Annotated in this window: 17 protein-coding genes; all 17 read right to left on the minus strand. The window is 73.4% G+C overall.

From position 1 onward, the window contains the following. Positions 1-28: 28 nt before the first annotated feature. Complete coding sequence (locus tag EUA93_RS16805; RefSeq protein ID WP_165355203.1) at positions 29-2,035, minus strand: primosomal protein N'; 2,007 nt, start codon at positions 2,033-2,035, stop codon at positions 29-31. A 39-nt stretch (positions 2,036-2,074) separates the two neighbouring features. Further along, positions 2,075-4,753 carry a M4 family metallopeptidase gene (locus tag EUA93_RS16810; protein WP_129401463.1) on the minus strand — a complete coding sequence of 893 codons (2,679 nt, stop codon included), beginning with the start codon at positions 4,751-4,753 and terminating at the stop codon, positions 2,075-2,077. A gap of 160 nt (positions 4,754-4,913) precedes the next feature. Continuing rightward, positions 4,914-6,116, minus strand: coding sequence for a methionine adenosyltransferase (metK, locus tag EUA93_RS16815; protein ID WP_129401464.1), 1,203 nt, complete (start codon positions 6,114-6,116; stop codon positions 4,914-4,916). 70 nt (positions 6,117-6,186) lie between these two features. Beyond that, the gene (coaBC, locus tag EUA93_RS16820; protein WP_129401465.1) at positions 6,187-7,404 is read right to left on the minus strand and encodes a bifunctional phosphopantothenoylcysteine decarboxylase/phosphopantothenate--cysteine ligase CoaBC; all 1,218 of its coding nucleotides are present in this window, start codon (positions 7,402-7,404) and stop codon (positions 6,187-6,189) included. A 13-nt stretch (positions 7,405-7,417) separates the two neighbouring features. Next, complete coding sequence (rpoZ, locus tag EUA93_RS16825) at positions 7,418-7,726, minus strand: DNA-directed RNA polymerase subunit omega (protein WP_090970793.1); 309 nt, start codon at positions 7,724-7,726, stop codon at positions 7,418-7,420. A 53-nt stretch (positions 7,727-7,779) separates the two neighbouring features. After that, positions 7,780-8,370: a guanylate kinase gene (gene gmk / locus EUA93_RS16830; RefSeq protein WP_129401466.1), complete on the minus strand. Its 591-nt coding sequence runs from the start codon at positions 8,368-8,370 to the stop codon at positions 7,780-7,782. Beyond that, a complete protein-coding gene (gene mihF / locus EUA93_RS16835) occupies positions 8,367-8,690 on the minus strand; it encodes an integration host factor, actinobacterial type (protein ID WP_129401467.1) in 324 nt (107 codons plus the stop codon). The genes gmk and mihF overlap by 4 nt, the downstream gene beginning before the upstream one ends. 141 nt (positions 8,691-8,831) lie before the next feature. Further along, the gene (locus EUA93_RS16840; RefSeq protein WP_129401468.1) at positions 8,832-9,896 is read right to left on the minus strand and encodes a Gmad2 immunoglobulin-like domain-containing protein; all 1,065 of its coding nucleotides are present in this window, start codon (positions 9,894-9,896) and stop codon (positions 8,832-8,834) included. A gap of 52 nt (positions 9,897-9,948) precedes the next feature. Then, the gene (locus EUA93_RS16845; protein WP_129401469.1) at positions 9,949-10,395 is read right to left on the minus strand and encodes a hypothetical protein; all 447 of its coding nucleotides are present in this window, start codon (positions 10,393-10,395) and stop codon (positions 9,949-9,951) included. Then, positions 10,392-11,216 (minus strand): orotidine-5'-phosphate decarboxylase, encoded by an 825-nt coding sequence (pyrF, locus tag EUA93_RS16850; protein ID WP_129401470.1) that lies wholly within the window; start codon positions 11,214-11,216, stop codon positions 10,392-10,394. Before pyrF ends, EUA93_RS16845 begins: the two co-directional genes overlap by 4 nt. Continuing rightward, on the minus strand, positions 11,213-12,052 hold the full coding sequence (locus EUA93_RS16855; protein WP_129401471.1) for a beta/alpha barrel domain-containing protein: 840 nt from the start codon (positions 12,050-12,052) through the stop codon (positions 11,213-11,215). Before EUA93_RS16855 ends, pyrF begins: the two co-directional genes overlap by 4 nt. Then, a complete protein-coding gene (locus tag EUA93_RS16860) occupies positions 12,049-12,852 on the minus strand; it encodes an iron-sulfur cluster-binding protein (protein WP_129401472.1) in 804 nt (267 codons plus the stop codon). The genes EUA93_RS16855 and EUA93_RS16860 overlap by 4 nt, the downstream gene beginning before the upstream one ends. Next, entirely contained in the window at positions 12,845-13,900 is a 1,056-nt protein-coding gene (locus EUA93_RS16865; protein ID WP_242497470.1) for a quinone-dependent dihydroorotate dehydrogenase, read from the minus strand. The genes EUA93_RS16860 and EUA93_RS16865 overlap by 8 nt, the downstream gene beginning before the upstream one ends. 2 nt (positions 13,901-13,902) lie before the next feature. Then, positions 13,903-17,229: a carbamoyl-phosphate synthase large subunit gene (gene carB / locus EUA93_RS16870; RefSeq protein WP_129401473.1), complete on the minus strand. Its 3,327-nt coding sequence runs from the start codon at positions 17,227-17,229 to the stop codon at positions 13,903-13,905. A gap of 1 nt (position 17,230) precedes the next feature. Further along, complete coding sequence (gene carA / locus EUA93_RS16875) at positions 17,231-18,379, minus strand: glutamine-hydrolyzing carbamoyl-phosphate synthase small subunit (RefSeq protein WP_129401474.1); 1,149 nt, start codon at positions 18,377-18,379, stop codon at positions 17,231-17,233. 116 nt (positions 18,380-18,495) lie between these two features. Further along, positions 18,496-20,133 carry an ABC-F family ATP-binding cassette domain-containing protein gene (locus EUA93_RS16880; protein WP_129401475.1) on the minus strand — a complete coding sequence of 546 codons (1,638 nt, stop codon included), beginning with the start codon at positions 20,131-20,133 and terminating at the stop codon, positions 18,496-18,498. Positions 20,134-20,361: 228 nt separating this feature from the next. Further along, positions 20,362-21,552 carry a LuxR C-terminal-related transcriptional regulator gene (locus EUA93_RS21835; RefSeq protein ID WP_207208809.1) on the minus strand — a complete coding sequence of 397 codons (1,191 nt, stop codon included), beginning with the start codon at positions 21,550-21,552 and terminating at the stop codon, positions 20,362-20,364. Between the last annotated feature and the right edge of the window lie 32 nt (positions 21,553-21,584).

Genomic DNA, 21,584 nt, shown 5'->3' on the forward strand with positions numbered 1-21,584 from the left:
CGACGGGAGGTCAAGTCTAGGGAGCGCCCTAGATGGACAGCGGGTCGACCTGCACGCGCACGGGGTCGAGCTTGCGGGCCGACCGGACGCGTTGGAGGTCTCCAAGAGCGGCCGAGAGCTCGTCGCCGTGGCGACGGGGCACCCGGAGCACCACCCGGTGCTCGTCGGCGAGCGCCACCGGCCCCAGCACCTCCGTGCCCTCCGGCGGGTCGAGGAGGTGGAGCACGTCGTCGAGCGCCCCGATGTCGCCGGTCACGGTGGCGATCCGCGCCGCCGGCGGCAGGTGCGCCTGGGCACGCTCGGCCACCTCGCGCCGGGCGAAGCCGGCGGGGTCCCACCGCACGAGCGCCTGGAGGGCCGGGTGGGACGGATCCCCGACGGCGACGACGTGTCCACCCGGGCGCACGAGCGCGGCGGCGTTGAGCCAGCGGCGCAGCGCCTCCTCGTCGGCGCGCAGGTCCTCGCGGGCGAGCGTGAGCCAGGTGTCGAGGACGACGACGGCGGCGTAGCCCTCCGCCGCGACGGGCTCCGCCCCGACGGTGGCCACGACGATGTCCGCGGACGCGCCCACCTGCTCGACCACCCGCTCGCCGCTCGAGCTGCGGACCGTGGTGCCGGCGAACATGCGCCCCAGCTCCTCCGCAGTGCGGGCCTCGCCGCGCACCGGCGCGCGCAGGCCGCGCCCACCGCAGGTCGGGCACACCCAGGCCGACTCGACGTGGGCGCACCAGCGGCAGTGCGGCGGGACCGTGGGCCCGCCGAGCACCAGCGGTCCGCTGCACGCGGTGCACCGGGCCGGCGTACGACACGTGTCGCAGGCGAGCGAGGCGGCGTAGCCCGCCCGGGGTGTCTGCACCAGCACGGGCCCGCTGGCCAGCCCGCGCCTGATGGCGTCGTAGGCAGCGCGCGGGATGCGGGTGCCGACCTGGCGGTCCTCGGCAGGGACCACCTCGACACGGACCCGGCGCCGCAGCACGTCGCGCGGCGTGGCGAGCTCGTGGGCCCACCCGGTGGCGAGGAGCTGGTGCGCCTCGGGTGTGCGGGCGACCCCGCCGAGGAGCGCCGCGGTGCCCTGCTGCTCGGCGCGGGCGAGGAGCACCTCACGCGTGTGGGGATACGGCGCGCGCGGCTCCGCGTGCAGGTCGTCGCCGTCGTCCCAGATCACGACGAGGCCGAGGTCGTGGACGGGTGCGAAGGCGGCGGACCGGGTGCCGACCACGATCCGCCTGGCTCCGCGCGACACGGCGAGGAAGTCGCGGTAGCGGGCGGCCGGACCGCCGTCGGCGGTGAGGCAGACGTGGTGGCCCTCGCCCACGAGCGCCAGGAGCGCGGTGTCGACCCGGGTGACGTCACGGCGGTCGGGGACGCACACGAGCACCCCGCGCCCCGAGGCGTACGCCGCCGCCACCGCGTCGGCGACCATGGCGGGCCAGTCGTCGGCGGGCGCGGCCGACCAGACGGCGCGGGGCGACTCACCCGCGGCCAGCCGGCGCAGGAACGCGTCCGCGTGCTCGACCTCTCCCCACGTCGAGGGTGGCACCACGTCGAGGGCGGGAGCCGGTGCCGAGGCGGCCTTCTCGGCCGTCGCATGGCGAGGAGGCACCGCGAGCCGCAGCACGTCGGACCGGGCACCGGCGTAGGTGCGGGCGAGGGTCGCGCTGAGCGCCGCCACCTCCGGCGCGAGGACGGGCTCCGGGCTGACCACCCGCCGCAGCGGCTGGAGCCGCCCGGTGTGGTCGGTCTCGGCGGCCCGCTCGACCACGAAGCCGTCGACGTCCTGCCCGGCGAAGCGCACCTTGACCCGCGCGCCCGGGACGGCCGTCTCCGCCATCGCCTGCGGCACCGCGTAGTCGAACGGACGGTCGAGGTGGGCCAGCGCGATGTCGACGAGCACCCGCGCCACCGGATCGGTGTCGGCCGGCTGCCACGACGCGGCCGTACGACGTCGGGTGGCCGCCGCCTTCGCCTTCGCGTCGTCCACGGCTGCACGGAGCCCCGGAAGCATGTCTGCCTCCGGGGCCTCGTGCGACGTCATGCGGGCGATTGTTGCAGCGCCCTCCGACGGCCGCGTCGACTACTTCAGGGTGAAGCTCGTCCTCGTCCTGCTCGGCTTCGCCGACGACGAGCCCGGGTAGCTCGCCTTCACCGTGTGCCTGCCCCTGCCGAGCCTGCCCACGGTCTTCGGGGACAGGGTCAGGTTCGCCTTGCCCTTCGTGAGCACCACGGTCTTCCGGATCGTCGTGCCGTCGACGCTGAAGGTGACGGAGCCGGTCCCCTTGGCGCTGCCGACCCGCACGGTCGCGACCACCGTGACCTTGCGTCCCGTGACGACCTTCAGCGACGTCGTCGAGCCTGCCTGCGTCGGCGTGCCGGGGGTCGGTGTGCCCGGGGTCGGCGTGCTCGGGTTGGGCAAGCTCGGGGTGGGCGTGCCAGGGGTGGGCGCGCCGGGTGTCGGCGTGCCCGGCGGGGGCGTGGTCGGGACGTCGCAGGTGTAGACCGTGATGTCGTCGAGCCACCAGCCGACGAACGCCCCGGCGGAGTCCACCCGCGAGGTGAAGGACGGCCGGACGCCCTGTCCCGCGTAGGAGCTCAGGTCCACCTGGCTGGCGGTCCAACCGAAGCTGTCACCGCCGAAGGCCTTCATCCCCGCCCACGGGTTGGTGTTGGGGCTCCACACCTGGAGGACCTGCTGCGGCCCGTTGGTCCACGGCAGCCCGGAGGCGTCCTGCGCCACGCCACCGGCCACCACCTCGACGGTGCCGCCGTCCGCGTAGAGCACGGGGCTCGGCCGCCACTGGAAGACGCGCCACTGCTGGAAGTGGAGGAACGACTTCTGGCCGGAAGGCAGGGCGATGTCGGACGCAGCGACGAGCGAGGTCGCTCCCGACCCGGTCGCGTTGGGCACGAACCAGGAGTCCTTGCCCGAGGTCGCGTTGCTCCCCCAGCCGGCACTGGTCCGCCCGTAGATCCACAGGCCGGCCGAGGCGGTGAACTTCGAGGCGGGAGTGCCGGTCTCGCTGTCGAACAGCTCGCGCAGGGTGGTGCCGGCGGGGCACGACCTCACCGCGTCGGCAGGCTGCGGGGCGTTCGCGGGCGTCGTACGCAGCTCCGTGGCAGCGACCGCCTGGGCGACGTTGCCGCAGTCGGCGCTCGTGAACCCGCCGACGCCCGACGTCACGAAGTCGGCACAGCTCTGCTCGAGGACGGCAGCCAGGTCGGCGTAGTCGCTGCCCGACGTGAGACGGGTGATCACGTCGAACCAGAGCCGACCCGACTTGGTGAGCCCGGTGTCGACGCCGTCGATGCCCACGATGGTCCGACCGTTGAACGTGCCGCCCTGGGAGATCAGGTACCCCGTCTTGTTGCCGACGCCGCTGTTGCTGTGCACACCGCCGGAGTCGGGGTAGGCGTAGGGCGACCAACCGGTCAGGTCGGCCGTGTAGAGCGGACTGGTCATGCGGTCCGGGTCACCCTTGGCGGTCGGGTCCGACATGTCGCGGATCGGCCCGGTCGACAGGGCGAGGTCCTCCGCCAGCTTCCACTGCGAGTCGTCGTCGCTCCCGAACCGGTGGTCGACGACCTCACCCATGATGTCGGCGATCGACTCGTTGATCGCGCCGCTCTGGCCCCAGTAGAGCAGCTCGGAGTACTGGTCGATGACGCCGTGGGTCATCTCGTGGCCGACGACGTCGTCGGCCGCGGCGAACCCGCTCCCGTAGAACATCTGGGTGCCGTTCCAGAAGGCGTTGGCGTACGGGCACGCACCCTGGCCGGTCGGGTAGCAGAAGCGCACGGTGGCGGCGAGCTTCTTCTGTCCCGCCACGTCGACCCCGAGCGCCTGGGTGAGGTCGAGGCCGGCGAGCTGCAGGTAGGCGGTCGACACCTCCCCGGCGTAGTCGTAGGCCTTGTCGACGTCGACCACCGAGGTCGCGGCCTGCCCCTCGATCCGGGCGAAGCCGGAGGTGCAGGCCGTGGCGGTCCCACGCACGTTGTTGCGGTCGCAGACGACCCGGTCGACGTGCTCGACCAGGTCGTGGTCGACGATCACCCGCCCGCTGGTGTCGTCGACCAGCACGAGGCGACGCACGGCCTCTCCGTCGCCGACCTCGAAGGCCCACACGCCCGTCACCGGGAGGGACGTCGGGGCACCGAACACCGTCGGGTCCCAGACGGCGCGGCCCTCGTCGATCACGTGCAGCGCGCCGGGCGTGCCGGCCTCGCGGGCACCTGCTGCGAGGGCCGTCGTCCGTGCGTCGGCCTCCGTCACGCTCGCCGCGGGGAGGACGTCGACGTCGGACAGGGTCGAGAGGACCGAGCCGAGCTGCCGGTCGGGCCGCAGGCTGACGACGACCTGGCCGCCGATGACGGGGGCGCCGTCGACCTCCTGCTGGAAGCGGACGACGTCCTGGCCGCTGACCGTGTGGACGGTGGGCGAGACGACGAGCTCGCTCGAGTCCGTCAGGCCGAGCGTCGATCCGTAGCGGTCGAGGTGCGCGCGAGCCGCGTCGCGGACCGAGGAGACGGAGGAGACGGCTGGGTTGACCACCGAGCTGCCGGCCGCCGTGCCCACGAAGTCGACGACGCCGGCGGCGTCCCGCTCGACCCTCAGTCCGGCGGTCGCGTCCGCGGTGAGCCTGCTGAGACCCGGATCCGTGGGCTCCGGCGCGGCCTGCGCAGAGCCCCAGGCGAGCTGGCCGCCCGCCAGGGCGACCGCGGCAACGAGAGCCGCTGCCACCTTCGTGTGCTGTGTCATCGACGTCCTCCGACTCGGGCGGATGCGTGACACCCCCGTGCCCGCGAGCGCAGCCTAGGAACGACGGAGCCCCGCGATCTGCCCGGAACCGATGATTTTGCCGTGCACGCGAAAGACCCCCGCCGGAGCGGGGGTCTTTCGTGGAACTGGTCTAGCGGGCTCAGATGCCGGCAGCAGCCTTGAGCTTGTCGGCCCGGTCCGTGGTCTCCCACGTGAACTCGGGGAGCTCGCGGCCGAAGTGGCCGTAGGCCGACGTCGCGGCGTAGATCGGGCGGAGCAGGTCGAGGTCGCGGATGATCGCGGCCGGGCGGAGGTCGAAGACCTCGAGCACGGCCTCCTGGATCTTCTCGTCGTCCACGACGCCGGTGCCGAACGTCTGGATGAACACGCCGACCGGGGCGGCCTTGCCGATGGCGTAGGCGACCTGCGCCTCGCACCGGCGGGCGAGCCCGGCGGCGACGACGTTCTTCGCGACCCAGCGCATGGCGTAGGCGGCGGAGCGGTCGACCTTCGACGGGTCCTTGCCGGAGAACGCACCGCCACCGTGGCGGGCCATGCCGCCGTAGGTGTCGACGATGATCTTGCGGCCGGTCAGGCCGGCGTCGCCCATCGGGCCGCCGATCACGAAGGTGCCGGTCGGGTTGACCAGCATCCGGTAGCCGTCGGACGGGATGTCGAACGTGGCCAGCACGGGGTCGATGACGTGCTGCTTGATGTCGGCCTCGAGCGTGGCGTGGTCGACGTCCGCGTCGTGCTGGGTGGACAGCACGACGGTGTCGACGCGCACCGGGCTGTCGTCCTCGTCGTACTCGATGGTGACCTGGGTCTTGCCGTCGGGACGGAGGTAGCCGAGCGTGCCGTCCTTGCGGACCGCGGTGAGGCGCTGGGCGAGGCGCTGGGCGATCGTGATCGGGAGCGGCATCAGCTCGGGGGTGTCGTCGCAGGCGTAGCCGAACATCAGGCCCTGGTCACCGGCACCGCGCTTGTCGAGCTCGTCGTCCGAGGTGCCCACCCGCGACTCGTGGCCGGCGTCGACACCCGCGGCGATGTCGCTCGACTGGGCGCCGATCGCGACCTGGACGCCGCACGAGGCGCCGTCGAAGCCCTTCTCCGAGGAGTCGTAGCCGATGTCGAGGATCGCCTTGCGGACGATGTCGGCGACCGGGGCGTAGGCGGTGGTGCGCACCTCACCGGCGACCACGACGAGGCCGGTGGTCAGCAGGGTCTCGACCGCGACGCGGAGGTTCTCCTTGTCGGCGTCCTCGGCCATGAGGTAGTCGAGGACGGAGTCGCTGATCCGGTCGGCGATCTTGTCGGGGTGTCCCTCGGTCACGGACTCGGAGGTGAACAGGCGTCCAGCCACAATGCTCTCAATTCTTGAGTGGAACGGTCGGGTAAAACGTACCTGCGGACCAGCATCCGGGACGTGCGTCTCAGTCGGCGAATCGCCGGACGACCTCGTCCCAGATGACGTGGGCGAGGGCCGTCTTGCTGCCGTGGGGCACCTCGACGGCGGCGCCGTCGGCGGCGAGGACCACGGCCTCGTTGTCGGCGCTGCCGAAGACCGCTCCCCCGCTGACGTCGTTGACGACGAGGAGGTCGCAGGCCTTCCGGGCGAGCTTGGCGCGTCCGAGCTCCAGCACGGAGCCGGTCGCGTCGCCGGTCTCCGCCGCGAAGCCCACGATCACGGCACCCTCGCGGGCGCGGTCGTGGGAGATCTCGGCGAGGATGTCGGGGTTCTGCTCCAGCTCGATCGACGGCGCAGAGCCGTCGTCGGCCTTCTTGATCTTGGCCTCGCTCACCGCCGTGGGACGGAAGTCGGCGGGTGCGGCGGCCATCACGACAGCGTCGGCGGTGGCCGTCGCTGCGACCACGGCGTCGCGCAGCTGCTGCGTCGTCTCCACGCGTACGACGCTGACGCCGGCCGGGTCCGCCAGGGTCACGTTGGCGCTGACCAGGGTCACGTGCGCGCCCCGCGAGGCGGCCGCCCGGGCGAGGGCATAGCCCTGGAGGCCCGAGGAGCGGTTGCCGAGGAAGCGGACCGGGTCGAGGTACTCCCGGGTGCCGCCCGCGGACACGACCACCTTGCGGCCGGCGAGGTCGTGCGACGCCTCCGCGCCACGGTCCAGGACCCCGAGCACGAGCTCGAAGATCTCGGCCGGGTCGGGCAGGCGTCCCTTGCCGGTGTCAGCCCCCGTGAGGCGCCCGACGGCCGGGTCGAGCACGATCGCGCCGCGCTGCCGGAGCGTCGCGACGTTGGCCTGGGTGGCCGGGTGCTCCCACATCTCGGTGTGCATGGCGGGAGCGAACACCACCGGGCACCGTGCCGTGAGGAGCGTGTTGGTCAGCAGGTCGTCGGCCAGGCCGTGCGCAGCCTTGGCCAGGAGGTCGGCGGTCGCCGGGGCGACCACGACCACGTCGGCGGACTGGCCGATGCGGACGTGGGGCACCTCGTGCACCCGCGTCCACACGTCGGTGGCAACCGGCTTGCCCGACAGGGCCGACCAGGTCGGCGCCCCGACGAACTCCAGCGCCGAGGCCGTGGGCACGACGGTGACGTCGTGCCCCGACTCGGTGAACCGGCGCAGCAGCTCACAGGCCTTGTAGGCCGCGATCCCGCCGGAGACGCCCAGGACGACCTCGACGGTCATCGTGAGGCTCGAGTCACTCCGTGGCGTCGGCAGCGGCCTCGGCGGCAGCGGCCTCGGCGGCGGGGTCGATGTCCTCGCAGGTCAGCAGGTCGTCGTTGATCTCGCGGAGCGCGATCGACAGCGGCTTCTCCTGCACGTGCGTGTCGACGAGCGGGCCGACGTACTCCAGGAGGCCCTCGCCGAGCTGGGAGTAGTAGGCGTTGATCTGGCGCGCGCGCTGGGCGCTGTAGAGCACCAGCTTGTACTTGCTGTCGGTCTTGCTGAGCAGGTCGTCGATCGAGGGGTTGGTAACGCCCTCGGCGGCGATGGTGGGAGAAGCCACGGTGCAGGTGCCTCGCTAGTCAGAAGGGGGCTGGTCGGACGATCCGCGGATGATCAGGAGGGTCCAACCATCAAGGCTACCAACTCGTCGGCAGCAGCGTAAACTTCGTGGTTGACGATCGTGACGTCGAACTCGCTCTCGGCGGCCAGCTCGGCGCGTGCGGTCTCCAGCCGGCGCTCGCGCTCGGCCTCCGTCTCGGTGCCCCGGCCGACGAGTCGGCGCACGAGCTCCTCCCAGGTCGGCGGCGCCAGGAAGACGAACAGCGCCTCCGGCATCGTCTCGCGGACCTGGCGCGCACCCTGCAGGTCGATCTCCAGCATCGCCGGGTGGCCGGAGGCCAGCGCGAGGTCGACGGGGCCACGGGGCGTGCCGTAACGGGCGGCCTTGTGGACGACCGCCCACTCGAGGAGGTCGCCCTTCTCGACCATCGCGTCGAACTCCTCGTCCGAGACGAACCAGTAGTGGACACCGTTCTCCTCACCCGGTCGTGGCGCCCGGGTCGTCGCCGACACCGAGAGCCACACCTCGGGGTGCGTCTCGCGGACCGCGGCGGCGACCGTGCCCTTGCCGACGGCGGTCGGGCCGGCCAGCACGATCAGGCGCGACCGACGGGTGGGAGTGGCAGGTGTGGTCCGGTCGGTCACGACGCGTCGGGGCCGAACTCACGCTCGAGCGCGGCGACCTGCTTCACGCCCAGGCCACGCACCCGGCGGCTCTCGGCGATGCCGAGGCGCTCCATGACCTGGCGCGCGCGGACGCGACCGAGCCCGGGGACCGACTGGAGCAGCTCGACGACGCGCATCTTGCCGATCACCTCGTTGGTCTCGCCCTCACGGAGCACGTCGAGGATCGAGCCGCCGGAGTTCTTCAGCCGGTTCTTCACCTCGGCCCGCTCGCGTCGGGAGGCCGCAGCCTTGTCGAGGGCTGCCTGGCGCTGCTCGGGCGTCAGAGGGGGCAAGGCCACGAAAGCTGTCCTTAAGGGTGGGTCCGGCGGAGGTTCGGCTCAATCTAGCCAGATCGCCAGCAGGCAGGCAATCGCGCCCACCCGTCGCCGTCCACGAGGTGATCTGCGTGACAGCCACCCCGCCGCCACCCCGCCGCCACCTCACCCGACCGTGATCGTGCGGGTGTCGATCTCCGGGCCGTCGCTCCCGTTCGCGATCCCGACCGGGTCGTCGGTGGCGGCCTCCACGACGTACGTCCCCGGCGACCAGCCGGTCGTGTCGATCTCGTAGCGCCACGGCCAGAGCCGCCCGCAGCACTGCTCGGCGCTGGTGCCGTCCTCGAGCACCACCTCGCCGCTCGGTGCCACCACGCGGATGCCCACCGTGGCCTCGAAGGACTCGGCCAGGCCCGACACCACGACCCGGCCCCGGACGCTCGCGCCCTCCGCCGGAGCCAGGACGTCCACCGCGCTCAGCACGCCGGCCCCGTCGGCCGCGAGGTAGGTGTCGCCCGGACCGGTCGCCGGTATGCCGAACACGTCGGTCACGGGGTCACCACGACGCCCGACGTGGAACCTGACCGGAGCGACGGTCCCGCCGACCGACTGGAGCGTCCACACCACCTGCTGGATCGCGAGGTGGGCCTCCCGCATGGACGTGCCCGGGGGTCGCCGGGTGCTGCGGACGTCGGGGAGCCCGACGTCGTAGTAGCCCTCGTCGCCGTCCCACCACAGCCGCACCGAGACGGGCGCGCCGCCGCGCCACAGTGTCCTGTGGTCCGGATCGGCGGGGGCACCGACCGTCGCCGCACGGGCGGCGGCCAGCAGGTCGCGCCGGCCGGCGAAGGACGACCGCTCGGCGAAGAGCAGCAGCTCATCCGTGCGCGCCCGGCGCCCGGCGAACCAGACCAGCCCGCGCAGGTCCGTCGGCAACCGGGTGGCGGCCGGTGAGGGTGCGGCGTCGTCCGGTGGTCCCGTCGTCGACGTCCCGGTCGGCGACTCCGGAGCGGCCGAGGACGGCTCCGCCGACGGTCCTGCCGACGACGGTCCTGCTGGTGCCGGCGCGGCCGGCGTGCTTCCCGTCCCCGACGACCCGCACCCGGTCAGGACGAGCGCCAGGACGAGCGCCAGGACCGGACCCGGGACCGGACCCAGTGCCGGACCCGGTGCCCGTCGCGGGCCCGGTCCCGCGGCCTCGACGACGACGGTGTCCCTGTCGGTGCTCATGGTGGTGGGACGCGCGACGAGGCCTTCGGGTTGACCCGGCCGGCGGTCGCGGTCAGCGCGAGAGCGGGGTCCCGCACACGTCGAGCGCCTGCTGCTCGACCGCGGCCATCGCCTCGACGGTGCGCTGCGAGCCCACCGCGCGGGCGGCGTCCTCGATCTCGTCGCGGGCCGCCTGGTCGAGTCCGGCCGGCGGCTGCTCGGCGTCGTACGACGACGGGTCGACGTCGTGGTCGGCCAGGACCTGCTGGAGGTCGTGGAGCGGGTCGACCACGTCGGCCCAGTCGTCGGCGATGTCGCGCGGGGCCCGGCCGGCGAGGTCGTCGTAGGCGTCGAGGGCGTCGAAGAGCGCACCCGGATCGCCCGACGCGGCGATCTCGCCCAGCTCCGCCTGGTGGTCCTCGACGGCGCTGCAGTAGCCGTCCCGGGAGTCGCCCGAGCAGCCGCCGAGGAGCCCGGCCGCCACCAGCACGACCAGCGGACCGGCCACCCTGAGCCTCACGCGCCCAGCTCGCGCACGGCGTCGTTGCCCCGCCGGGCGGCATCGCGCAGCGCGGTGACGTCCGGTCCGGCGCGCAGCACGTCGCGCGAGGAGCTCGGGAGCGCCCAGCGCGCGGCGCCGCCGAAGATGCGGAGCATGTCGGCGGTGGTGCCGCCCTGGGCGCCGTAGCCGGGGACGAGCAGCGGTCCGTTGATGTCGAGGTCCTCGGCGGTCTCGCCGATCGTGGCGCCGACCACCGCGCCGAAGGAGCCGACCGGCTCGGCGTCGGCGTTCTCGGTGCGCAGGTGGTCGAGGATCGTGCCGGCCACCCTCCGTCCGCCCACCTGCGCGTGCTGGACCTCCGGGCCCTCCTTGTTGGAGGTGAGTGCCAGGACGAACAGCCCGGCCCCGTGGCGGCGGCAGGCCTCGACCATCGGGTCGAGCGAGCCGAACCCGAGGTAGGGGCTGGCCGTGAGCGCGTCGGAGGCGAGCGGCGAGGTGGGGTCGAGGTAGGCGTCCGCGTAGGCCTGGCTCGTCGAGCCGATGTCGCCGCGCTTGGCGTCCATGAGGACGAGTGCGCCGGCGGCGCGCGACTCGGCGACCACCCGCTCGAGGACGGCGATGCCGCGGCTGCCGAACCGCTCGTAGAACGCGCTCTGCGGCTTCACCACGCCCACGACGGGCGCGACCGCCTCGACCACCGTCAGCGCGAAGCGCTCGAGCGAGGCGACGTCGTCGGCGAGGCCCCACTCCTCGAGGAGGGCGACGTGGGGGTCGATGCCGACGCAGAACCGGCCGCGCTCCTCGATGGCCTGGGCGAGGCGGGTGCCGAAGGGGGTCATGCGGTCTCCTCTGGTGGATGGGCGGCGAGGGAGGCCCGGAGCCGGGCGACGGTCGTGGGGTCGTGGAGCAGGGCGGTGCCGACCTGGACGGCCGTGGCGCCGGCCTCGAGGTAGGCGCGGGCGGAGGCGACGTCACGCACGCCGCCGCAACCGATGGTGGGCACGGCCGGGAGGGCGTCGCGCACGGTCGCGACGCACCGCAGCGCGATCGGTGCGACGGCCGGTCCGCTCAGGCCGCCGGGACGACCGTCGGCGAACGCGGCCGGCACCGCGTTGCCGACCACGATCGCGGTGGCGCCTGCCTCGTGGCAGGTGCGGGCGCCCTCGACGATCCGCGAGACGTCGGGCCGCAGCTTCGCCAGGACGGGCCGGTCGGCGGGGAACTCGCGTCGGACGGCGGCGACCACGCTGGCGGCGTGGTAGGGCTCGCGCACCTCGAGGACACCGGCGCCGGCCTCGTCGGGGGCCCCGACGTTGACCTCGATGCCGGCCACGCCGGGCGCGGTGCTGAGCCGGCCCGCGAGCTCGGCGTACTCCCCCATCGTCGCCCCGGCGATCGACACGTGCACGCGCACACCGGCCCGCACGAGCCACGGGAGCTCGGTGGCGAGGAAGTGCCCGAGGCCGGGGTTGGGCAGGCCGACGGCGTTGACGAGGCCGCCGGGCACCTCGGCGAGCCGCGGCCCCGGACCGCCCGGCCGTGGATCGAGGGTGATCGAGCGCGTGACGAGGTCGAGTCCGACGAGCCCGGCAGGACCGGCGTACGGCTCCAGCTCGCGGCCGGTGCCGCCGCAGCCGGCGGCGACCATCACCGGTCCGGGCAGTGCCGCGCTCACAGCGCGTCCCAGCGGACGCGGTCACCGCGGACGACCGGTCCCTCGGTGCACGCGCGGACGACGCGGTCGACGCCGTCCTCGCCGACCACGGGCAGCGGGCACCCGTGGCACAGGCCGGTCCCGCAGGGAGTGGGCGACTCGATCGCGACCTGGCTCCAGGCACCGGCGGCCTCGGCCGCCGAGGCGACGGCGTGGAGCACGTCGTGGGGTCCGGCGGCGTAGACGACGTCGGCCTCGCTGCGCGCGACCAGGTCGGCGGCGTGGTCGGCCACCGTGCCCCGCAGCCCGACCGATCCGTCGGCCGTCAGGACCGTCACCGACCGGGCCGAGCGTCGAGCCTCGAGCGCCGAGAGCAGGTGCGCCTCGTCGGGCGCGGAGACGACGAGCGAGACCGAGCAGCCCCGCTCGCGCAGGCGCTCGGCGAGCGGGAAGAGCGGTGCCGCCGCGTAGCCCTCGCCCACGAGCAGGCACGACACTGCGTCCTTGGGCAGCGCGAACGGTCGGCCGAGGGGTCCGGTGATCGCGACCTTCGCGCCCACCGGGAGCGTGGCAAGCCGGGCCGTGCCGCTCCCCCTCGTCTCGAGGACGACGTCGAGCGTGGGCCCGAGCGCGCTGAGGGCGCGCACGCGGTGCACCCAGAACGCGCGGCGCGTGACGTGGCCGTCGACAGTGAGCGCGACGAAGCTGCCCGCGCGGAACCGCTCGGGGATGCCCGGCGCGGTCAGCGTGAGGTGCCGGTAGCCGCCGATCCGCTTGGTGGCGACCACCTCCCCCTCGACGTGCACCGGGCCGTCAGGCATCCGTGGCGGGCCCCTTCGCGGACCGGGTGCCGAGGCCCGTGACGATCCGCCGCGGCCACAGCGGACCCTCGTAGACGAAGGCGGTGTAGCCCTGCAGGAGGTCGGCACCGGCCGCGAGCCGACGGCGCGCGTCGTCGACGGTGGTGATGCCGCCGACACCGACGAGCGTGAGGTCGGGGCCGACCCGTTCGCGCAGCAGGCGTACGACGTCCTCCGACCGCCGGGTGAGCGGGCGGCCGCTCAGCCCGCCCGCACCGATCGCCCCGACCTCGTCAGCCGGGCTGGCGAGCCCGTCGCGGCTGATCGTGGTGTTGGTGGCGATGATCCCGTCGAGGCCGCTCGCCAGCGCGAGGTCGGCCACCGCGAGCACGTCGTCGTCGCCGAGGTCGGGGGCGATCTTGACCAGCAGCGGCACCCGGTGGTCGGGGCGCACCTCGTCGGCGCGTCGGCGTACGGCCGCGAGGATCGGCTCGAGCTTCTCGACGGCCTGGAGGTTGCGCAGGCCCGGCGTGTTGGGCGAGGAGACGTTGACGACGAGGTAGTCGGCGTGGGGCGCCAGCAGGCCGGCCGACTTCTCGTAGTCGCGGGCCGCCTCGTCCTCCGGCACGACCTTCGACTTGCCGATGTTGACTCCGAGGATCGTCGACCTGCCGGTCGCCCGCCACGCGGCGAGCCTGCGCGCCACGACCTCCGAGCCGTCGTTGTTGAAGCCCATCCGGTTGACGATCGCGCGGTCGGCCTTGAGCCGGAACAGCCGCGGCTGCGGGTTGCCGGGCTGGGCCTCCCCCGTCACCGTGCCGACCTCGACGTGGCCGAAGCCGAGCGCGGCGAGGCCGTCGATGCCGACGGCGTTCTTGTCGAAGCCCGCCGCGAGACCGAGCGGGTGCGGGAAGGTCAGCCCGAGCGCGTGGACCGGCGAGGACGGCACCCGGACGGCCCGGCCGGTGAGCGGGGCCGCCACCCGGATCGCCCGGAACGCAGCGTGGTGGATGCGCTCCGGGTCGAGCCGGGTCAGCGCCTGCTCGAAGAGGAGGTCGTAGGCGCGCACCGTCAGGCGTCCCCGCGGGAGCGGGCCAGTTCGGCCCAGTCCTGGAGCGAGCGGACGCCGATGTCGCCGCGCCGCATCGCCTCGAGCCCCTGCACCGCGGCGCCGAGGCCCTGGATCGTGGTGATGCACGGGATGTCGGTGAGGACCGCGGCGGTGCGGATCTCGTAGCCGTCGGCCCGCGGCGAGCCGCCGCTGGTGGCGCCGTGGGGCGTGTTGATCACCAGGTCGACCTCGCGAGCCAGGATCCGTCCGACGATCGTCGGCTCGCCGTCAGGCCCCTCGCCCTCGGACTGCTTGCGGACGACGGTGGACTCCACGCCGTTGCGGCGCAGCACCTCCGCCGTACCGGCGGTGGCGAGGATCTCGAAGCCCATGTCGGCGATCTGCTTGACCGGGAAGATCATGTGCCGCTTGTCGCGGTTGGCGACCGACACGAAGACCTTGCCCGACAGCGGCAGCGAGCCGTAGGCGCCGGCCTGGGCCTTCGCGAAGGCGGTGCCGAAGACGGCGTCGAAGCCCATCACCTCACCGGTCGAGCGCATCTCCGGACCGAGCAGCGCGTCGACCGTGCGCCCGTCGACGGTCTTGAAGCGGTCGAAGGGCATGACCGCCTCCTTGACCGCGATCGGCGAGCCGTCGGGCAGGTGCCCGCCGTCGCCGGTCGCGGGCAGCACGCCGGCCGTCCGGAGCTCGGCGATCGACTCGCCGAGCATCACCCGGGCCGCGGCCTTGGCGAGCGGCGTCGCGGTGGCCTTGGAGACGAACGGCACCGTGCGCGAGGCACGCGGGTTGGCCTCGAGGACGTAGAGCACGTCGGAGGCCAAGGCGAACTGGATGTTGAGCAGGCCGCGCACGCCGAGTCCGCGCGCGATCGCCTCGGTCGAGCGGCGGATCCGCTCGATCTCCTCGCGCCCGAGCGTGATCGGCGGCAGCGCGCACGACGAGTCGCCGGAGTGGATGCCGGCCTCCTCGATGTGCTCCATCACGCCACCGAGGAAGAGCTCCTCGCCGTCGAAGAGGGCGTCGACGTCGATCTCGACCGCGTCGTCGAGGAAGCGGTCGACGAGCACCGGCTGGCGCTCGTTGATGAGGCCGTTGGCGACGTACTTCTCGAGGTAGGCCTCCAGCGCCGCGTCGTCGTACACGATCTCCATGCCGCGCCCGCCGAGGACGTAGGACGGGCGCACGAGCACCGGGTAGCCGATCTCGTGGGCGATCCGCTGCGCCTGGGGGTACGACGTCGCGGTGCCGTGCTTGGGCGCCGGCAGGCCGGCGTCGGCGAGGACGCGACCGAAGGCGCCGCGCTCCTCGGCGAGGTGGATCGCCTCGGGCGTGGTGCCGACGATCGGCACGCCCGCGTCGGCGAGTCCCTGGGCGAGGCCGAGCGGCGTCTGGCCGCCGAGCTGGCACACGACACCGGCGACGGGGCCGGCCAGCTGCTCGGCGTGGACGATCTCGAGGACGTCCTCCAGCGTGAGCGGCTCGAAGTAGAGCCGGTCGGAGGTGTCGTAGTCGGTGCTGACCGTCTCCGGGTTGCAGTTGACCATGATCGTCTCGTAGCCGGCCTCGGCGAGCGCGAGCGAGGCGTGCACGCAGCTGTAGTCGAACTCGATGCCCTGGCCGATGCGGTTGGGCCCGGAGCCGAGGATGATCACGGCCTCCTTGCCCTCCGCGCGCGGCTGCACCTCGGTCTCCTCGTCGTAGGACGAGTAGTGGTACGGCGTCTGCGCGGCGAACTCGGCCGCACACGTGTCGACCGTCTTGTAGACGGGCCGGATGCCGAGGGCGTGCCGGACGCCGCGGATGACGTCGGCCGACAGGCCGCGGATCTTGCCGATCTGCTCGTCGGAGAAGCCGTGGCGCTTGGCCAGGCGGAGCAGCTCGGGCGTCAGCTCGACGGCGTCGATGACCTGCACCGCGACCTCGTTGATCAGCGCGAGCTGGTCGAGGAACCACGGGTCGATCTTCGTGGCGTCGAAGATCTCCTCCGGGGTGGCACCCGCGCGGATGGCGTCCATGACCTTCTTGAGCCGGCCGTCGTGCGGGACCGCGATCTCCTCGAGCAGCGCTGCCTTGTCGAGGTCGACGTACTCCTTGTGCCAGTCGAAGGGGGCGTGCTTGCTCTCCAGCGAGCGGAGGGACTTCTGGAGCGCCTCGGTGAAGTTGCGGCCGATGGCCATCGCCTCGCCGACCGACTTCATGTGGGTGGTGAGCGTCGGGTCGGCCTCGGGGAACTTCTCGAAGGCGAACCGCGGCACCTTGACCACTACGTAGTCGAGCGACGGCTCGAACGACGCCGGGGTCTCGCGGGTGATGTCGTTCCGGATCTCGTCGAGCGTGTAGCCGATGGCGACCTTGGCGGCGATCTTGGCGATCGGGAAGCCCGTGGCCTTCGAGGCGAGGGCCGACGAGCGCGAGACGCGCGGGTTCATCTCGATGACGATCAGCCGGCCGTCGGCCGGGTTGACGGCGTACTGGATGTTGCAGCCGCCGGTGTCGACGCCGACCGCGCGGATGATGTCGATCGCGAGGTCGCGCATCTTCTGGTACTCGCGGTCGGTCAGCGTCATCGCCGGGGCGACGGTGATCGAGTCGCCGGTGTGGACCCCCATCGGGTCGAGGTTCTCGATCGAGCAGACGATCACGCTGTTGTCCAGGCGGTCGCGCATGACCTCGAGCTCGTACTCCTTCCAGCCGATGATCGACTCCTCGAGGAGCACCTCGGTGGTCGGGCTCGCGGCGAGGCCGGCGCCGCCGATGCGGCGCAGGTCGGCCTCGTCGTAGGCCATGCCGGAGCCGGTGCCGCCCATGGTGAAGGAGGGGCGGACGACCATCGGGTAGCCGAGGTCGTCGGCCGCGCCGAGCAGGTCGTCCATCGAGTGGCAGATGACGCTGCGGGCCGACTCGCCGCCGAGCTGCTCGACGATCTTCTTGAACTGCTGGCGGTTCTCGCCGCGCTCGATCGCGTCGATGGACGCGCCGATCAGCTCGACGCCGTACTTCTCCAGGACGCCGGCCTTGTCGAGGGCCATCGCGCAGTTGAGCGCGGTCTGGCCGCCGAGGGTGGCGAGAAGCGCGTCGGGGCGCTCCATGGCGATGACCTTCTCGACGTACTCCGGCGTGATCGGCTCGACGTAGGTGGCGTCGGCGAACTCCGGGTCGGTCATGATCGTGGCGGGGTTGGAGTTGACCAGGACGACCCGCAGGCCCTCCTCGCGCAGCACCCGGCACGCCTGGGTGCCGGAGTAGTCGAACTCGCAGGCCTGGCCGATGATGATCGGCCCGGAGCCGATGACCAGGACGCTCTGGATGTCGGTGCGCTTGGGCATGTCAGGCGTCCTTCCTGTCGCGCATGAGATCGCTGAACCGGTCGAAGAGGTACGCCGCGTCGTGCGGACCGGCGGCCGCCTCCGGGTGGTACTGCACGGAGAACGACGTGAGCGCGCCGTCGGCGTCGCGGAGCTCGAGGCCCTCGACGACGTCGTCGTTGAGGCAGACGTGGCTGACTGCGACCTCACCGAACTCGGTGGTCGTGGTGCCCTCGAGGGGCGCGTCGACCGCGAAGCCGTGGTTGTGCGCGGTGACCTCGACCTTGCCGGTCGTGCGGTCCATGACGGGCTGGTTGATGCCGCGGTGGCCGTACTTCAGCTTGTAGGTGCCGAAGCCGAGCGCGCGGCCGAAGAGCTGGTTGCCGAAGCAGATCCCGAAGTAGGGGATGCCGGCGCGCAGGGCGCCCTGGAGCAGCTCGACCTGGCGGGTGGTCGCGGCCGGGTCGCCGGGACCGTTGGAGAAGAACAGCCCGTCCGGGGAGACCGCCTGCACGTCCTCGATCGACGCGGTGGCCGGGAGCACGTGCACCTCGATGCCGCGCTCGCTCATCATCCGGGGGGTGTTGGCCTTGATGCCGAGGTCGACCGCCGCGACGGTGAACCGCTTGTGGCCCTGCGCGGCGACGACGTAGGCCTCCTGCGTGCTGACCGCCTCGCTGAGGTTCGCGCCGGCCATCTCGCCGGACTGCAGCACGCGGGCGAGCAGCTTCTGGGGGTCGGTCTCGGTGCTGGAGATCCCGACGCGCATCGCGCCGCGCTCGCGCAGGTGGCGGGTGAGCGCGCGGGTGTCGACGCCGCTGATCCCGACCACATCCTGGTCGCGCAGGTCGTCGGCGAGGCTGCGCACGCTGCGCCAGCTGCTGGGCACGCGGGCCGGGTCGCGGACGACGTAGCCGGAGACCCAGATGCGCGAGGACTCGGGGTCCTCGTCGTTCATGCCGGTGTTGCCGACGTGCGGGGCCGTCATCACGACGACCTGGCGGTGGTAGCTGGGGTCGGTCAGCGTCTCCTGGTAGCCGGACATGCCGGTCGAGAAGACTGCTTCGCCGAAGGTCTCCCCCTCGGCACCGAACGACTCACCGCGAAAGGTGCGCCCGTCCTCGAGGACCAGCAGCGCCGGTCGGACCTGGGCTGGGGCAGGCAGAGCCATGCCGTACCTCCTTCTCCGCCTCACGGGACGGATCGTTAAAGGATGTTCGAAGCGTGCCCGACACTACCAGCGCGACCGGCTGCTGCCCGCACCGCGTCCACGCGTCGGCGAGCGCGTCACCACGGCGTCAGCTCGAGCTCCGGACCGTCCCACCGGCGCCGCAGCCACCGGTCGTGGGACGCGAGGACGACGCCTCCCGGTGCGGTCGCAAGCGCCTCCTCGAGCTCGCCGGCGAGGGCCAGCGAGACGTGGTTGGTCGGCTCGTCGAGGAGCAGGAGGTCGGGCGCCGCAGCGATCGCGACCGCCAGCCCGAGTCGCCGCCGCTGGCCGACCGAGAGGCTGCCGACCGGCGTGCGGTGGTCGCGCGGGTGCAGCAGCCCGAGGTCACGCAGCCGGGGCGGGTCGGCGAGGTGCGCCACCGCGGCGTCGTACGACGACAGCGCGGAGCGCGACGGGTCGGTCACCTCCGGGTCCTGGGTCAGCTCGCGGACGGTGCGGGCGGACACCTCGATCGAGCCGCCGGTGGCGGTCAGCCGGCCGGACAGCACGCCGAGGACCGTCGACTTGCCGGACCCGTTGGGACCGGTCATGAGCAGGTGCTCCCCCGCCGCGAGGTCCAGGCGCTCGAGACGTGCGCGGCCCCGGACCTCCAGGTCGCGGACCTGCACGAGCCGCCCGGTCGCCGCGGAGGTGAGGTCACCGCGGAGCACGAGCGGAGCCGGCGGCTTGCGCACCTGCTCGCGCTCGGCGACCTCGAGGCGGCGCTGGGCGTCCTTCTTGCGCCGGGCGAGGGTCTGCTCCACGCGCGCGCCCTTGAAGGCGTAGATGAACTTGTCGCCGTCGGTCGGGCCCCGGTCGTGCGCGACCGCACCGGTGCCGATCCGGGTGGCGTCGCGCAAGCGGCCGAGCTCCTCCTGCTGGGCGAGGTAGGTCTCCTCCCAGCGGCGGCGGGCGTCGGCCCTGGCGGCCTCGTAGTCGCTCCAACCGCCGCCGAACCTGCGGCCGCCGTGCCCGTCGGTGCCGAGCTCGCCGGCGTCGAGGTCGACCAGGTCGGTGCACACGTCGTCGAGCAGCACCCGGTCGTGGCTGGCCAGCAGCACGACTCCCGGCAGCTCGCGCAGGAAGCCGGTCAGCACGTCGATCGCGTCGTCGTCGAGGTGGTTGGTCGGCTCGTCGAGGAGCAGGCACGCCGGGCGGGTCGTCATGATCGTGGCGAGCGCGAGCCGCGTGCGCTGGCCACCGGACAGCGTGCCCACCCGGCGGGTCGGGTCGATCCCGTCGAGGCCGAGCCGGGCGGCGGCGACCTCCGCGCGCCGGTCCGCGTCCCACGCGTCGTGGCTGACGGCGAGCTCCAGCGCCCGGGCGTAGGCCGTGTCGCCCTCGGGGGTGCCGAGCTCAGCGGCGAGCCGCTCGACGTCGGCGACCGCGTCGCGCAGCGGGGCAAGCGTCCTGGCGAGCACGTCGGCGATGCTCGCGCGGTCCGGGAACGGCGCCTCCTGCCCGAGGAGCACGAGGTCGTCGGGGGCGGTGACGGTGCCGGAGACCCGGGCCCGGGACGGCAGGCGACCGGCGACGGCGCGCAGCAGCGTGGACTTGCCGACGCCGTTCTCGCCGACGAGTCCGATGCGGCGGCCGGGCTGGGCGACGAGGTCGACGCCCGTCAGGACCGTGCGGTCGGGGTAGGTGACGGACAGGCCGGTGAGGGTCAGCGGTGCGAGCGAGCCGGCGGTGGGTGCGGAGAAGGGTGTTGACATGCGGACGTCCTCGGGAGTCGGGAGGGACTCGCCGGGCTGAGGGCGCACCTGGGAGATGGGCGGTGCGCCGCCGCGGACGCGAGTCGGGTCAGTCCTGGATCCACATGGTGCGACCAAGCCTAGGCGCCGCCGGCCGCCCTGGCCAACCGATATCCAGGGACGATCTGGTGGGTCCGGCGCCCGGTTCACCCACCAGGTCGTCCCTAGGTACCCGGCTGCGGACGAAGGTCAGGCCTCGGCAGCGCGGTCGGAGTCCTGGTGCTGCCACCAGGTCGCGGCGGCCCGCACGCGCCGGTTCGACCCGCCGTGGTCGCCGAGGTCGAGCTTGTCGAAGATCGAGCGCAGGTGCTGCTCGACGGTCCGCTCGCTGAGGAAGAGCTCGCCGGCGATCGCCGCGTTGGTGGCACCTCCGGCCATGGCGGCCAGGACGTCGTTCTCGCGCGGGCTGAGGCCGGGCACGCCGGCGGTCACCGGACGGGGCGCCGGGGCGTGGGACCAGTGCTCGTAGCGGGCGAGCCCTGCAGCAGTGGCGGCCAGGACGCCGACCGTGACCACGGCGACCGCGACGATCCCGAGCGTGAGCTGGCGCTCGACCGTCGGGCCGGCGATCCCGACGCTGAGGAGCACGACGGCGGCCGCGGCCCACGTGAACGCGATGACCCGCACCGCGACACGATCCGGTGACGAGGCCGCCCACGCCACGAGAGCGGCGAGCATGCCGATCGCGACGGTGTAGGCGACGCTGCCGGCGGTCGGGTCGACGTCACCCGGGCTGCGCAGCACGGCGAGCGCGTAGCAGCACACGACCAGGCACGGCGCGCACGACGTCACCGCCGCAGCCCGGGCCAGGCGACCGCGATCGACGACCGACGCCCGTCGGGCACGCAGGGCGACAGCGACGGTCGCGGCGACGAGCGCCAGGTTCCAGGCGGCCAGCAGCACCTCGGCGACGTACGGCACCACGTGGGTCCAGGCCTCGGGTGCGGCGGTCTCGATGCCGGCGAACGGCACCACCGGACGCACGAGGAACGCGCCGGCCAGGGTCGCGACCGCGGTGCCGACGGCGAGGGTGCGCGCCCAGCGCTCGAGCCCGGCGAGGGACAGCCCGACCACGGCCAGGAGGGCGTTGACCGGCACCCACGCCACCGACCACAGGCCGGCCGCCAGGGGTGTGGGCGTCGCGCTCGCCCAGGCACCGAGGAGGACCAGCGCGGCGAGCGAGGAGGCCAGGGCGACCAGCCATCCGTGCACGGGTGCCGGGACCCGGCCCGCGAGCCAGGTGGCTCCGGTCGTCGCGAGGGCCAGCGCGAGCACCGAGACCGGGTGGGTGACGAACGTGCGCTCGCCACCGAGCCACAGGACGAGGTTCGCGCCCACTCCCCCTGCGGCCAGCAGCACGACCGACCAGCGCCACGACACGGCAGCAGTATGCCCACCGGCGGGCGCCGCGG

It is taken from the genome of Nocardioides oleivorans, assembly GCF_004137255.1.
Classification (GTDB): domain Bacteria; phylum Actinomycetota; class Actinomycetes; order Propionibacteriales; family Nocardioidaceae; genus Nocardioides; species Nocardioides oleivorans.

Excerpts from the sequence above, each read along its gene's own strand:
- carA (WP_129401474.1), bottom strand. The coding sequence starts at position 18,379 with ATGGCTCTGCCTGCCCCAGCCCAGGTCCGACCGGCGCTGCTGGTCCTC.
- carB (WP_129401473.1), bottom strand. The coding sequence starts at position 17,229 with ATGCCCAAGCGCACCGACATCCAGAGCGTCCTGGTCATCGGCTCCGGG.
- EUA93_RS16880 (WP_129401475.1), bottom strand. The coding sequence starts at position 20,133 with ATGTCAACACCCTTCTCCGCACCCACCGCCGGCTCGCTCGCACCGCTG.
- EUA93_RS16810 (WP_129401463.1), bottom strand. The coding sequence starts at position 4,753 with ATGACACAGCACACGAAGGTGGCAGCGGCTCTCGTTGCCGCGGTCGCC.
- pyrF (WP_129401470.1), bottom strand. The coding sequence starts at position 11,216 with ATGACCCCCTTCGGCACCCGCCTCGCCCAGGCCATCGAGGAGCGCGGC.
- EUA93_RS16860 (WP_129401472.1), bottom strand. The coding sequence starts at position 12,852 with ATGCCTGACGGCCCGGTGCACGTCGAGGGGGAGGTGGTCGCCACCAAG.
- EUA93_RS16805 (WP_165355203.1), bottom strand. The coding sequence starts at position 2,035 with ATGACGTCGCACGAGGCCCCGGAGGCAGACATGCTTCCGGGGCTCCGT.
- coaBC (WP_129401465.1), bottom strand. The coding sequence starts at position 7,404 with ATGACCGTCGAGGTCGTCCTGGGCGTCTCCGGCGGGATCGCGGCCTAC.
- EUA93_RS16840 (WP_129401468.1), bottom strand. The coding sequence starts at position 9,896 with ATGAGCACCGACAGGGACACCGTCGTCGTCGAGGCCGCGGGACCGGGC.